Source organism: Marivivens sp. JLT3646, assembly GCF_001908835.1.
Classification (GTDB): Bacteria; Pseudomonadota; Alphaproteobacteria; order Rhodobacterales; family Rhodobacteraceae; genus Marivivens; species Marivivens geojensis.
Map to the genome: position 1 here is coordinate 1,994,549 of NZ_CP018572.1, position 12,310 is coordinate 2,006,858.

The window sequence follows — 12,310 nt, forward strand, 5'->3', positions numbered from 1 at the left end:
ATCCCCGGCGGTGCGGAAGGTCAGAGGGTCTGTCCTTCAAGGTCGAGTTTCAATCGCTCAATGGCTTCTTGCACATTTGTAGCGGCGGGGACCAGATCAAGAATCTGCTCATAGACCTCAAGTGCCTCTTTGGGGCGGTCGAGTTCTTCGAGGATGACCGCAAACCCGCTCATCGCCCCAAAGTGACGTGGGTTAAGAACGAGCGTCTCGCGAATATCATCGAGTGAGGGACCGATCTGGTTCGTCAAATAATAAGCCGTCGCGCGACCATTATATGCCTCAGCAAAGGTCGGATCATGGTCAATGGCCGCTGTGAAATGTTCAATCGCGGCTGCAAAATCGCCCGCCTCAATCGCAGCACTGCCCCGCCGCACCAGCAAATCAATCGTGGCAGAGCCGCTCTTGCTCCATTCCTCGTAGATTTGACCCTCAATTCGGGACCAATCTGACGGATCAGCGTCCTGAAGCTGTTCGAACAAATCATCCACGACCGCCGAATCCGCCCTAGCGGGTCCGGAAATCCCCACTGCAACCATCAGTGCCGCAACGGTAAGTTTGCTAGACTGTTTCAATACGCTCATAACAATACTGTAGCGGAAACACCGCCGTCCGCCAGTGGCGGCGTGAACACATCGACGAAAGGTATTAATATGAGCGATATCGTGACCGAGGCCGTAGCAGCCCTGACCGAAAAACTGGGATATGAAGGCTTTGACGGTTCGGCGAAATTTATCATCGAAGGCGAGGGCGCACTGGTTATTGACGGATCGGGCGTTCACGCAGGCGACGATGACACCGATGTGACTCTCACCGCTTCTGCAGAAACGTTCAAAGCGATCTTGGATGGTGAAGAGAACGCCACCACAGCGTTCATGACAGGCAAACTGTCGGTGGACGGCGATATGGGCACCGCGATGAAACTCGCGGGCGTGCTCGCTTAAGATGTCTCAGATTGCGCCCCTTTTTAACGATTTAGCGGAAGGCCCTGATGGTGGGTCCGCCGCTTGGTTAACCACCAAAGACGATGTCACGATTCGCGTGGGCCATTGGCACCGCGACGGGTCCAAAGGCACCGTGCTGTTATTTCCGGGGCGCACTGAATACGTTGAAAAATATGGCAAGGACGCCGGGCTTCTGCTGGATCAGGGGCTCGACGTCATTGCCATAGATTGGCGCGGTCAGGGGCTATCAGACCGCGCCTTACCGAACCGCCTATTGGGGCATGTGGAGAAATTCTCGGACTACCAGCACGATGTTGATGCGGTGGTTGCCTATGCTCGCGCACAATCCTGCCCTGAGCCGTTCTTTCTCTTGGCTCATTCGATGGGGGGATGCATTGGCCTCCGCGCCTTGCACAACAGGCTGCCGGTTAAGGCTGCCGTTTTCTCTGCACCTATGTGGGGCATCAAATTCGCGCCCTTTATCAAACCCGTTGCGTGGGGGCTGACTTCGCTCGCTCGACCTATTGGGCTATCGCGCATTTTGGCACCTGGGCAGCTCGAGGAAACATACGTCGCCCGTGCGCCGTTTGAGGGCAACAGCCTGACCACCGATAAATCGATGTTCAACTTCATGAAACGTCAGGTGGAATTGATGCCTGATCTGGCCTTGGGTGGGCCGACAATGCAATGGCTCCACGAGGCGATGGTTGAAATGAGTGCCCTCGGCGACATGACCCCGCCGCCGATCCCGACGATCACTCTGCTCGGCACAGATGAATCGATCGTCGATTCCAACGCAGTTAGAGCCATCATGCAGCATTGGGCCAACGGCATGCTCCATATGTTCGACGGGGCACAACACGAAATTCTGATGGAGCGACCTGCGATCCGCGAGGCGGCCTTTGCCCTGCTAGCCGCACATTTTCACGCACATCTGACCGATTCAAACATCCCCGAACCTGCCTGAGCCTTTCATCTGTCGATCACCGCGACTATCTGTTGATCAACAGATAAAGAAAAGGATCCGTCATGTTCGCAAAGACCCGTGTTTTCGACGCTAACCCTTCGGGCGGCAAAGACCTTGGCCAATTGCCTGAATGGGACCTGACCGACCTCTATACCGCTGACGATAGCGCGGAATTGAAACGGGACATGGCATGGCTCGAAGGGGAATGTGCCGCATTCGCTGCCGATTATGAAGGCAAGCTCGCCACCCTATCCGCAGACGAACTACTGACCGCCATCCAGCGTAACGAAAAGATTAGCGAGATCGCAGGCCGCATCATGTCTTATGCAGGGCTGCGTTATTATCAACTGACCACCGACGCGGGCCGCGCGAAATTCATGTCCGACTGTCAGGACAAAATCACGACCTTCACCACACCGCTTGTGTTCTGGAGCCTTGAGTTCAACCGCATTGAGGACGCCCATTACGACGCGCTTATGGCATCCAACGCTGACCTCGCGCGCTATAAACCTGTTCTCGACCGTATGCGCGCGATGAAGCCTTATCAGCTTTCGGATGAGTTAGAGAAATACCTGCACGATGCCTCTGTGGTGGGATCAACCGCTTGGAACAAACTGTTCGATGAAACCATCGCAGGCCTGAAATTCACGATCGACGGTGAAGAGAAAAACATCGAAGCGACGCTGGACCTGCTGTCCGATCAAAACCGCGACGAGCGCGAGAAAGGTGCGCGTGAATTGGCGCGTGTCTTTGGCGAAAACATCAAAACCTTTGCCCGCGTTCACAACACGCTGGCAAAAGAGAAAGAGATCGACGATCGCTGGCGTGGGTTCGAAAGCCCCCAGATGGCGCGGCACCTGTCAAACCACGTTGAACCAGAAGTGGTCGAAGCGCTGCGTACCGCTGTTGTTGAAGCCTACCCGCGCCTATCCCATCGTTACTACGCGCTCAAGGCAAAGTGGATGGGCCTCGAAAAACTGCAGGTCTGGGACCGTAATGCGCCTCTGCCGATGGAAGCGGATCGCACCGTCAAATGGGACGAAGCCGAGAAAATCGTCATGGATGCCTACGGCGCCTTTGACCCGCGCATGGCCGATATTGCTGAACCGTTCTTTACCAAGGGCTGGATCGACGCAGGAGTCAAAGCAGGCAAGGCCCCCGGTGCATTTGCACACCCGACCGTCACGACCGTGCACCCCTATGTCATGCTGAACTATCTGGGCAAGCCTCGGGACGTGATGACTTTGGCTCATGAACTGGGGCACGGCGTCCATCAGGTGCTTGCTGCAAAACAAGGCGAATTCCTATCAGACACGCCCCTAACACTTGCGGAAACCGCATCAGTGTTTGGCGAAATGCTGACCTTCCGCAAACTTCTGGCAGGCGCAAAGGATGATACCGAACGCAAAGTGATGCTGGCGGGCAAGGTCGAGGACATGATCAACACGGTCGTCCGTCAGATCGCTTTCTACGACTTCGAATGCAAACTCCACGCGGCCCGTCGCGACGGCGAACTGACGCCCGAGGATATCAACGCGCTTTGGATGAGCGTTCAGGGCGAGAGCCTCGGCCCTGTTTTCGAATTCATGCCAGGATATGAGACGTTCTGGGCGTATATCCCGCACTTTGTGCATTCGCCGTTCTACGTCTACGCTTACGCCTTTGGTGATAGCCTCGTGAATGCGCTCTATACAGCTTATACCGAACAGGGCGAGGCGTTTAAGGACAAGTATTTCGACATGCTGTCTGCGGGTGGATCCAAGCACCACAAAGAACTGCTCGAACCCTTTGGCCTAGATGCGTCCGATCCAGCGTTCTGGAACAAAGGTCTGTCGATGATCGAAGGCTTCATCGACGAATTAGAAGCCATGGAAGACTAACAGTTTCCCCGAGGTTTCGCTTGCGCGAATGGATTGGCTAACGCACCCTCCTCCACAACTTGGGGGAGGGTTTTCTTATGCTGCGGATCATCAAACGTCTCTTGGCCGTCGTGCTGATTTTGATCATCGTCGGTGCGGTCGGGTTCTTCACGTTCGCGCCAGCCTACGTCGAAAAGTCCCGTAACAATGTCATCGCACACGCCCCCTACCCTGTGTCCGATGCAGGTGCTGCGCTGCACGCCAACCTCATCATTGGAGATTGGCACGCCGATAGCCTGTTATGGAACCGCGACCTGACTGAACGCGGTGACTATGGCCAAGTCGACCTGCCACGTTTGACCGAAGGCAATGTTGCGGTCCAAATGTTCACCGCCGTCACGAAATCCCCTGCAGGTCAGAACTACGACGAGAACTCGAGCGATGCGCTCGACAACATCACGCTCTTGGCCATCGGGCAGTTGTGGCCGCCGCGCACGTGGAACAGCCTATTGGAACGTGCTCTCTACCAGTCTGAGAAACTTCATGCATTTGCCAAAGACGCTCCGGATCAGCTGTATATTGTGACAACAAAAGCCGAGCTGGACGCCGTGATTGCGGAACGTGCGGCAGGGTCACAGGTCACCGCTGGCCTTTTGGGGATCGAAGGTGGGCATCCGCTAGAGGGCGAATTGGCAAATATGGATGTACTTTACGCTGCGGGCTATCGCCTTATCGGGTTACAGCACTTCTTCGACAACAAACTCGGCGGGTCATTGCACGGCACAGGGAACCACGGCCTCACCGTATTTGGTAAACAAGTGATTCAGAAAGCCGTGGCTGACGGCTGGATCATCGACCTCGCCCATTCGTCCGAACAAGTCGCCCGCGATGTTCTGGCCATGACTGATGTGCCGATTGTGGTCAGCCACGGCGGGCTCCACGGTCATTGCCCTGTCAAACGTAACTTCCCTGATGCGTTGATGCGCCAGATTGCGGGAACGGGCGGCGTGATTGGAATGGGGTATTGGGCGGATGTGGTCTGCGGGGACATAACGCCCGAGGGCATCGCAGACATGATCGTCGCTGCGATAGCAGCGGTGGGTGAGGATCACGTATCGCTGGGATCGGACTTTGACGGATCGGTTGAAACGGCGTTCGATACCTCCGAACTGCCCGCATTAACGACGGCGCTTATGAACCGTGGTCTGGGCGATGACACCATCGCAAAGGTGATGGGCGGCAACATGCTCCGCGTGCTGCGCGCCCGTCTGAATTAAGCGCTACTCAGCCGCCAGAACCATATCGGTCATCGCCTGTGTGCCACGGCTGAACTCCAGCGGGCATGGATAGGCAGCGCCTGTGCGGATCGTTTTGCCAAAGTTTTCGACCTGAAGCACATACTGGTTCACCGTCGGCCAGCGTTCAACGTGGCGTTCGGTTGCAGGTGCTTCGAGGATGAGTTCGGCAATATCGTAGACGCCCGCATTGAACGGTGCCGTGAGAGTGATATGGCCCGCAGTCCCGTGGAACGTGATGTGCTGACGGTTCGCCATGCGCATCGACACGGTGCCCTGATAGGCAAACGATGGGAATTCGGCCATGACTTGGGTGAACACATCGACGCCATTTTCGCGAACGATATGCGCGTTGCGGATGCTGACAGGTTCCTCGCCCGTCACAAAACGGGCCGAGCCAAAGGCATAAACACCGATATCGCCCAATGCACCGCCACCTGTTTCAGGTTTGTTGCGGATGTTGTTGGTGTCCTCCGCGTTGTTAAAGCTGAACACGGTATCCACAAGCATCAGATCACCGATCACACCGCTTGCGAGCAGTTCTTTGGCGCGGGTGAATTGCGGGTGGTGAACGATCATATAGGCCTCAGCCGCCAAAAGACCCGACGCATCACGTGCAGCGATGATCGCGTCAAAATCCGCCTCTTTCATCGCCATCGGCTTTTCGCAAAGAACGTGTTTGCCTGCAGCTAGCGCCTTGAGCGTCCATTCGACATGGAGGTGGTTCGGCAACGGAACATAAACGGCTTCGACCTCAGGATCAGCGAGCAGCGCATCGTAGCTGTCATGGATCACAAGGTTCGGGTTGAAAGCCTGAAAATCAGCGGCTTTTTCAGAGCTGGATGTAGCGAGCGCGTAGAACTCTGCACCCTCGGCCGCATGGATCGCCCGAGCCATATGTTCTCGCGCGAATTTCGCGGCCCCCAAAATACCCCACTTTACAGATTTCATTGCGGACCTCCCTGTTCGCGCTAACAAAAACAACCTAGACCGCACCAAACCCGAGGGCAAGGTGCGGCCAAGGCCGAGGGAGGAAACAGTAGGTTATGCTGGGATCAGCATACCCTTTTCGATAGCCAGTTCTTGCATCCGCTTTTGGAGCTTTTCAAAAGCACGGACCTCGATCTGGCGAATACGTTCGCGGCTGACGTCATATTGCGCCGACAAATCCTCGAGAGTGACAGTCTCGTCGGCAAGGCGACGTTGAACGAGAATATCTTTCTCGCGGTCATTCAGGACTTCCATTGCCTGCGCCAACAGCTCGCGACGGGCGGTGAGTTCATCGTGCTCTTCATAAGCAACAGCCTGATTGGCATCTTCGTCTTCGAGCCAATCTTGCCATTGGGTCGAACTACCGTCCTCAGTGCCGACGGTCGCGTTCAGCGATGCGTCAGCCCCTGACATACGGCGGTTCATGGAGATCACTTCTTCCTCTGTCACGCCCAGATCAGTTGCGATCCGCTTGACGTTATCAGGATGCAGATCACCCTCTTCGAGCGCACCAATGCGGTTCTTTGCTTTGCGCAGGTTAAAGAACAGCTTCTTCTGCGCAGAGGTCGTCCCCAGTTTCACAAGGCTCCACGAACGCAGGATGTATTCCTGAATGGACGCACGGATCCACCACATGGCATAGGTCGCCAAACGGAACCCTTTTTCAGGGTCAAACCGTTTGACCGCCTGCATCAAACCAACGTTCGCTTCAGAGATCACCTCGGCCTGCGGCAAACCATAGCCACGGTAGCCCATCGCGATTTTCGCCGCGAGGCGCAGGTGCGAGGTCACAAGTTTATGTGCCGCACCGCTGTCTTCGTGATCCACCCACCGTTTGGCGAGCATATATTCTTCTTCAGGCTCCAGCATCGGAAAACGCCGAATTTCCTGCATATAGCGGTTCAATCCTTGTTCCGGCGACGGTGCCGGCAGGTTGGTGTAACTACTCATTCCAATCCCCCAATTCACTCGAACCCTTCGATGTTTAAGGGCTTAACATCCATATGGTGGCGCTATCATCCCCATTCAAGGGGTCAACAACGATCCTTCTACGCAAATGTAGCAAGCCTCCGTCGCTCTGCTAGGGGCAAAGCGGCGCAGTCACGCAGTCGGGAAAGATGTTTCAGTCGATTATGAACCGCCCAAAGCGGTCAAAAGCGCCTGCATATCCTCGGGCAAATCGGATTCGAATTCGATCCATTCACCTGTAACGGGGTGCTCAAATCCTAACGTCGCGGCATGGAGCGCTTGACGCGAAAAGGCTGCAGCCGCTTCTGCACCCGCTTCACCGATGGCTTTGACGTTCAATTTGCGACGGCCACCGTAAACGGGATCACCGATCAACGAGTGTCCAACGTGGGCCATATGCACACGAATCTGGTGCGTGCGACCTGTTTCGAGCCAACACTCAAGCAGAGCAGCCACAGGCGGCACTCCAAGAGATTCGATAATCCGCGCCCGCGTCACCGCGTGACGACCTTGGGTAAAACTCACCGCTTGCCGCTGGCGATCGGTTTTATGGCGACCGAGGAAGGTTTGCACCTTGAGAATATTGCCAGGTTCAAAGTTAGTCCCTTTGACGCCGTGGATGCGCGGGTCATTCTGGTCAGGCGCACCGTAACAAATCGCAAGATAGCGACGATTGACACTGTGATCCTCGAATTGCGCGGCGAGGCCATGGTGGGCGCGGTCGCTCTTTGCAGCAACCAAAAGGCCACTCGTATCTTTGTCGATGCGATGCACGATACCAGGGCGCTTTTCACCGCCGACACCCGAAAGGCTATCGCCGCAATGGTGGATCAAGGCGTTAACCACGGTGCCGTTCGGCGTGCCGGGTGCGGGATGAACGACCATCCCCGCAGGTTTATCAATCACGATCAGATCGTCGTCCTCATAAACCACGACCAGCGGGATATCTTCACCAACGATGTCACTCTCGGTGGCCGCTTCGACGGTTACGGTGATTTCATCGCCCTCAGAGACCTTGAACCGTGGGTTTTCCACAACAGCCCCGTTGACTGTTACAGCCCCCGTTTCGATCAAACGTCCCAGACGCGAACGGCTCAGATCGGCCTCGGCTGGCACATCGCGCGAAAGCGCCTTATCAAGACGCGGAGGCGGATTTTCCGCGATGGTAAACGATACAAGGGTATGGGCCATGGATCAGGCTCCTGAAAACGATAGCGACCAGCCGCTCGTCACCTATCTGAAACGATTGGTCACGGCGATGGCCATTGTGATGATTGCGGGGTTCGTAGTCCTTATCGGCACGCTTGTCATCCGCTTGAACGCCGATCCGATCCCCTTACCCGACCGCGTCACCCTTCCAGCCGGTGTTTCGGCCGTCGCATTTACCCAAGGCACGGACTGGTATGCAGTTGTGACCGACGCGGATACGATCCTTATTTACGACCGTGGCACAGGCGCGCTGACACAAACTGTCGGCATCGACCGCTAACCTACTGCAAGTAAGGGATGGTACCACCTCCCCGGCTCGAACGGGGGACCTCTTGATCCACAATCAAGCGCTCTAACCAACTGAGCTAAGGCGGCACTGGCGCGGGATTTAGACCGTGTGCCGACGGATTGCAAGCGGCTAACACCGCTTTTTCTCACATCCCCTTGCAAGTTTCTTATTCGCTGGGATAGTCACGACCATCGACAGACAGGAGGCCACCATGGGCATCAATACCGAACGCGACATCGAAGCGAATCTCCAGATTGGGCCGACCGACGCAGGTATGGTCCGTTTGTTCATCGAAGCTGATGGTGTAGAAATTCCGATGGATTTCGAACCAGAAGAAGCAGAAGAAATCGCAGAAGAAATGCGCGCTGCTGCAATGGCCGCCCGCGCAGCATCTAAGAAGCGCTAAATTTCGGATCTCGCGCCGCCATCTGCCGCAAGGCTGCATGGCGGGCGAATTTATGAGTCATGGCCTTACGGCGCGCTGGGGCCAGCTTTGATTCGGGCCCCATGCGCACGACCTCGCCGCCATAACTGTCGGCGATAATCAGGCCTGTATCATCGGGTAAAAGGTCCGTTGGGAAATCGGCATCGACCGCCCAAAAGAACCGATCACACCATTCCAGATAGCCCTGCCATTTGTTGTCGGACTGAAAATCCGCGCGACTGGATTTGCATTCGACCACCCAAATTTCGCCTTTAGGCCCCAGTGCCATAACGTCGACGCGTAAGCCGCGGGTCGGAACCAACTCTTCGACCGTGACAAAATCATAGGTCAACAAATGCCGACAGACCCCACGGGCAAGCAATTGTCCGGGCATCATCAGGCGGTCATCTGGCATCTCTAAGGTCATGCCCGAAACATGAACAATAGGTGAACATTGGTCAAGTCGTCTTGCGGGGCTTGATTGACGGAACACTGAGTACTATCTGCTCTCTTGGCGAGTTTCTGCTCTTCACGTGCGCAAGCCCTTACATTCCAGTGGCCTTAAGCAAATCCGAGGGAGCTGGCTCTGTCCTTGCCCTGGCCTGGTTATCTGGCGCCCACCTGTAAAAACAGGTCCTCGGGAATAAAGGGTGCACGGTTGCTGTGGTTCTCGCCACTTTCCCCATACAAAAAGACTAAGGGCGCCCCAGTGGACGCCCCTTAACGAATTTGAAGCGGGATCTAGTGGCGCAGATTGCGCGCACGATATGTGCGTTTCGCCTGAACTGGCACGCGCACCAAAGCAGGCTCACGGTTCATGCTGTGCTGACGAAGACCACCGCGCGGTTCGTCATCATCATCATTCATATTCATGATGCGGATCGCAAACTGAACACCCGCAAAGACAATGCCGTTGAACAGCCAGAGCAGGAATACGGCCAAAAGCCCCTCTTTGGAGCTGGCAACGAGATGCGCGAGGTTCGCAACGTTAAACCAGAGTAGCAAACCCACAAACACCGCCGAGACGATGAAACCGATGATCACCTGAGTGATATACATCTTGATAAGTTTGGGCATGGTCGCACCTCCGTTACAAAACCGAACGTAGTCGCTTCCCCTCGCGCTGCAAGGGGATTCGCCCAAATGAGCAGAGTTGTCGCAGGAAACGGCGGGGAACCGCCTGTTAGAACGCCTCCGGGCGTGCTTCGCGGGCCATGTGGTCCAAAACAGCGTTCACGAATTTAGGTTCACGACCTTCTGGGAAGAACGCCTCAGCAACCTGTACGTATTCAACGATAGCGACTTTGGGCGGAGTGTCGCCAGCCACCAATTCGGAACCAGCCGCACGGAACAATGCACGCAGGGTCGGGTCGATGCGATCAATCGGCCATTTTGCGACCAAAGCGCGGTCGGTCATTTGGTCGATCTTTGCCTGTTCATTCACTGCAACGTCGACGATCGAACGCAGCACTTCGATGTCGCCATCTTGCAGCGTGTCGCCTTCGATGGTTTCGCCGAAACGATAGTTCGCAAATTCGCGCACAACCGCTTCGACGGTTTGGCCGGAAACTTCCATTTGGAACAGCGCCTGAACCGCGTAAAGACGCGAGGCTGATTTCATCTTGCGGCGTTCGTTATTGGAAACGTTCATGGCTTGGGCAGTCCTCAGGCCTTTTGGGCCAGCAATATATCGTTGGTGAAGCCGATCTTGCCGGCGCGGCCCCACTTACGGCCCAAGGCGATCAGGTGCAAGGCCGCAGCGGCTGCACCGCCCCCTTTGTTTTGATCTTTCGGATCTGACCGAACGGCAGCTTGCTCATAATTCTCTACGGTGAGGATACCGTTCCCGATGCAATGGCCCTGAAGCCCGAGCAACGTGATGGCTCGGCTCGAATCATTACAAACCGTATCGTAATGGGTGGTTTCCCCACGGATCACACAGCCCAGCGCAACATATCCATCAAAGTTCGACATGCGTGCGGCGATGCCAATGGCCGTCGGAATTTCGAGCGCACCCGGCACTTCGATCACCTCATAGGTGCCACCAGCGGCCTCGATCTCGGCCTTTGCGCCAGCGACCAGACCATCGGTGATGTCTTTGTAATAGGGTGCGACGACAATCAGCAGCTTGATCGGGTCGTCGAACTCAGGCCGATCAAGGATATAGTGCGATGCGCCAGCCATCAGTTTGCTCCGTCAATCATACGTGTACCGACAATCTCGAGACCGTAGGCATCAAGCCCAACCACTTTGGGCTGGGGCGAATTCGACAGCAGTGTAATACGCGACAAGCCCAAGGACGACAAAATTTGTGCGCCAAGCCCATATTGGCGGAGCGTCTGCGGAGATTGGCCTTCTTCGGGAACCAGTTTCATCTGCAGATCGCGCAGCAAAACAACGGCCCCGCGCCCTTCGGCGGCGATGGTTTTCATCGATTGCGAAAACTCAAACGCGCGCCCCTCGTGGCCGACACCAACCATATCCAGCATCGGATCAAGCGAATGCATCCGCACCAAAACGGGTTCATCACCGCCGATGTCGCCTTTGATGAGGGCGATGTGTTCTGCGCCTTGGGTCTGGTCGGTGTAAATCCGCATAGTCCAGTCGCCGCCGAACTCTGACGTGATCTGCTGTTCGTCCCGCAATTTCACGAGGTTATCGTGCCGACGACGATAGGCGATCAGATCGCTGATCGTCCCGATCTTGAGGTTATGCCTTTGCGCAAAGGCAACCAGATCGGGCAGACGGGCCATTTCGCCGTCTTCCTTCATGATCTCGCAAATCACGCCCGATGGGTTCAAGCCAGCAAGGCGGGAAATGTCTGTGGCCGCCTCTGTATGACCAGCACGCACCAACACACCACCGTCACGCGCACGCAGTGGGAAAATGTGCCCGGGGGTCGCAATATCGGCAGGGCCTTTGGAGGCATCAATCGCCACCGAAATCGTTCGTGCGCGGTCACCTGCGGAAATGCCCGTCGACACCCCCTCACGCGCTTCGATCGAGACCGTGAATGCGGTTTCATGACGCGACGAGTTGGTCGATGCCATAAGTGGCAGACCGAGCTGCGCGATACGTTCGCTCGTCATGGTAAGGCAAATTAGACCACGCCCGTGGGTCGCCATAAAGTTCACCGCATCTGGCGTTGCCATCTGCGCAGGGATCACCAGATCGCCTTCGTTCTCGCGATCTTCGTGATCGACGAGGATAAACATCCGACCGTTGCGGGCCTCATCAATAATCTCTTCGATGCTCGAAATGGCATCTTTGAGCTCCCGTTCTACTGGGCCTGCGGCTTCGAATTTGGTCGACATGGTATTTCCCGATCTTGTTAGGCGATCCTAAGGGGTTAGGCTGGAAACTGAGG

Annotated in this window: 15 protein-coding genes and 1 tRNA gene; 6 read left to right on the forward strand and 10 right to left on the reverse strand. The window is 55.9% G+C overall.

Translation table 11 applies throughout. The annotated features are described in order from the left end of the window. Positions 1-20: 20 nt before the first annotated feature. Positions 21-581 (reverse strand): tetratricopeptide repeat protein, encoded by a 561-nt coding sequence (locus BSK21_RS09925; RefSeq protein WP_067551077.1) that lies wholly within the window; start codon positions 579-581, stop codon positions 21-23. A gap of 69 nt (positions 582-650) precedes the next feature. Between BSK21_RS09925 and BSK21_RS09930 the strand changes: the two genes are divergently transcribed. The 4 genes from BSK21_RS09930 (at position 651) to BSK21_RS09945 (ending at position 5,044) form a co-directional block, all read left to right on the forward strand. Continuing rightward, on the forward strand, positions 651-941 hold the full coding sequence (locus tag BSK21_RS09930; RefSeq protein ID WP_067551080.1) for an SCP2 sterol-binding domain-containing protein: 291 nt from the start codon (positions 651-653) through the stop codon (positions 939-941). A 1-nt stretch (position 942) separates the two neighbouring features. Then, on the forward strand, positions 943-1,908 hold the full coding sequence (locus BSK21_RS09935; RefSeq protein ID WP_074039019.1) for an alpha/beta fold hydrolase: 966 nt from the start codon (positions 943-945) through the stop codon (positions 1,906-1,908). Between the two features lie 62 nt (positions 1,909-1,970). Further along, a complete protein-coding gene (locus BSK21_RS09940; protein ID WP_067551083.1) occupies positions 1,971-3,788 on the forward strand; it encodes a M3 family oligoendopeptidase in 1,818 nt (605 codons plus the stop codon). A 77-nt stretch (positions 3,789-3,865) separates the two neighbouring features. Then, positions 3,866-5,044 carry a dipeptidase gene (locus BSK21_RS09945; RefSeq protein ID WP_067551086.1) on the forward strand — a complete coding sequence of 393 codons (1,179 nt, stop codon included), beginning with the start codon at positions 3,866-3,868 and terminating at the stop codon, positions 5,042-5,044. Between the two features lie 3 nt (positions 5,045-5,047). On the opposite strand, the gene BSK21_RS09950 is transcribed toward BSK21_RS09945, so the two are convergent. The 3 genes from BSK21_RS09950 to BSK21_RS09960 form a co-directional block, all read right to left on the reverse strand. Then, on the reverse strand, positions 5,048-6,013 hold the full coding sequence (locus BSK21_RS09950) for a Gfo/Idh/MocA family protein (RefSeq protein ID WP_067551089.1): 966 nt from the start codon (positions 6,011-6,013) through the stop codon (positions 5,048-5,050). 93 nt (positions 6,014-6,106) lie between these two features. Continuing rightward, the gene (rpoH, locus tag BSK21_RS09955) at positions 6,107-7,003 is read right to left on the reverse strand and encodes an RNA polymerase sigma factor RpoH (RefSeq protein ID WP_067551092.1); all 897 of its coding nucleotides are present in this window, start codon (positions 7,001-7,003) and stop codon (positions 6,107-6,109) included. Between the two features lie 180 nt (positions 7,004-7,183). Next, a complete protein-coding gene (locus BSK21_RS09960) occupies positions 7,184-8,212 on the reverse strand; it encodes an RluA family pseudouridine synthase (RefSeq protein WP_067551095.1) in 1,029 nt (342 codons plus the stop codon). On the opposite strand from BSK21_RS09960, the gene BSK21_RS09965 reads away from it, so the two are divergent. Then, positions 8,211-8,510: a DUF6476 family protein gene (locus BSK21_RS09965; protein WP_067551098.1), complete on the forward strand. Its 300-nt coding sequence runs from the start codon at positions 8,211-8,213 to the stop codon at positions 8,508-8,510. The two genes, BSK21_RS09960 and BSK21_RS09965, sit on opposite strands and share 2 nt — an antisense overlap. An 18-nt stretch (positions 8,511-8,528) precedes the next feature. Here BSK21_RS09965 and BSK21_RS09970 read toward each other — a convergent pair. Next, positions 8,529-8,605, reverse strand: a tRNA-His gene (locus BSK21_RS09970). A gap of 125 nt (positions 8,606-8,730) precedes the next feature. Here BSK21_RS09970 and BSK21_RS09975 point away from each other — a divergent pair. Beyond that, positions 8,731-8,925, forward strand: a complete 195-nt coding sequence (locus BSK21_RS09975) for a DUF6324 family protein (protein WP_067551101.1) — start codon at positions 8,731-8,733, stop codon at positions 8,923-8,925. On the opposite strand, the gene BSK21_RS09980 is transcribed toward BSK21_RS09975, so the two are convergent. From BSK21_RS09980 to ribB, 5 genes are all read right to left on the reverse strand, one after another. Next, positions 8,912-9,370, reverse strand: a complete 459-nt coding sequence (locus tag BSK21_RS09980; RefSeq protein ID WP_231924821.1) for an MmcB family DNA repair protein — start codon at positions 9,368-9,370, stop codon at positions 8,912-8,914. The two genes, BSK21_RS09975 and BSK21_RS09980, sit on opposite strands and share 14 nt — an antisense overlap. Before the next feature lie 314 nt (positions 9,371-9,684). After that, the gene (locus tag BSK21_RS09985; protein ID WP_067551107.1) at positions 9,685-10,020 is read right to left on the reverse strand and encodes a hypothetical protein; all 336 of its coding nucleotides are present in this window, start codon (positions 10,018-10,020) and stop codon (positions 9,685-9,687) included. 106 nt (positions 10,021-10,126) lie between these two features. Then, a complete protein-coding gene (gene nusB, locus BSK21_RS09990) occupies positions 10,127-10,594 on the reverse strand; it encodes a transcription antitermination factor NusB (RefSeq protein WP_067551110.1) in 468 nt (155 codons plus the stop codon). A gap of 14 nt (positions 10,595-10,608) precedes the next feature. Further along, positions 10,609-11,127 carry a 6,7-dimethyl-8-ribityllumazine synthase gene (locus BSK21_RS09995; protein ID WP_067551113.1) on the reverse strand — a complete coding sequence of 173 codons (519 nt, stop codon included), beginning with the start codon at positions 11,125-11,127 and terminating at the stop codon, positions 10,609-10,611. Further along, positions 11,127-12,257 carry a 3,4-dihydroxy-2-butanone-4-phosphate synthase gene (ribB, locus tag BSK21_RS10000; protein WP_067551116.1) on the reverse strand — a complete coding sequence of 377 codons (1,131 nt, stop codon included), beginning with the start codon at positions 12,255-12,257 and terminating at the stop codon, positions 11,127-11,129. Before ribB ends, BSK21_RS09995 begins: the two co-directional genes overlap by 1 nt. Positions 12,258-12,310 lie beyond the last annotated feature (53 nt).

Bases quoted from the DNA above. Each gene is read 5' to 3' on its own strand.
- BSK21_RS09925 (WP_067551077.1), bottom strand. From the start codon at position 581: ATGAGCGTATTGAAACAGTCTAGCAAACTTACCGTTGCGGCACTGATG.
- BSK21_RS09930 (WP_067551080.1), top strand. From the start codon at position 651: ATGAGCGATATCGTGACCGAGGCCGTAGCAGCCCTGACCGAAAAACTG.
- BSK21_RS09935 (WP_074039019.1), top strand. From the start codon at position 943: ATGTCTCAGATTGCGCCCCTTTTTAACGATTTAGCGGAAGGCCCTGAT.
- BSK21_RS09940 (WP_067551083.1), top strand. From the start codon at position 1,971: ATGTTCGCAAAGACCCGTGTTTTCGACGCTAACCCTTCGGGCGGCAAA.
- BSK21_RS09945 (WP_067551086.1), top strand. From the start codon at position 3,866: ATGCTGCGGATCATCAAACGTCTCTTGGCCGTCGTGCTGATTTTGATC.
- BSK21_RS09950 (WP_067551089.1), bottom strand. From the start codon at position 6,013: ATGAAATCTGTAAAGTGGGGTATTTTGGGGGCCGCGAAATTCGCGCGA.
- rpoH (WP_067551092.1), bottom strand. From the start codon at position 7,003: ATGAGTAGTTACACCAACCTGCCGGCACCGTCGCCGGAACAAGGATTG.
- BSK21_RS09965 (WP_067551098.1), top strand. From the start codon at position 8,211: ATGGATCAGGCTCCTGAAAACGATAGCGACCAGCCGCTCGTCACCTAT.
- BSK21_RS09960 (WP_067551095.1), bottom strand. From the start codon at position 8,212: ATGGCCCATACCCTTGTATCGTTTACCATCGCGGAAAATCCGCCTCCG.
- BSK21_RS09975 (WP_067551101.1), top strand. From the start codon at position 8,731: ATGGGCATCAATACCGAACGCGACATCGAAGCGAATCTCCAGATTGGG.
- BSK21_RS09980 (WP_231924821.1), bottom strand. From the start codon at position 9,370: ATGACCTTAGAGATGCCAGATGACCGCCTGATGATGCCCGGACAATTG.
- BSK21_RS09985 (WP_067551107.1), bottom strand. From the start codon at position 10,020: ATGCCCAAACTTATCAAGATGTATATCACTCAGGTGATCATCGGTTTC.
- nusB (WP_067551110.1), bottom strand. From the start codon at position 10,594: ATGAACGTTTCCAATAACGAACGCCGCAAGATGAAATCAGCCTCGCGT.
- BSK21_RS09995 (WP_067551113.1), bottom strand. From the start codon at position 11,127: ATGGCTGGCGCATCGCACTATATCCTTGATCGGCCTGAGTTCGACGAC.
- ribB (WP_067551116.1), bottom strand. From the start codon at position 12,257: ATGTCGACCAAATTCGAAGCCGCAGGCCCAGTAGAACGGGAGCTCAAA.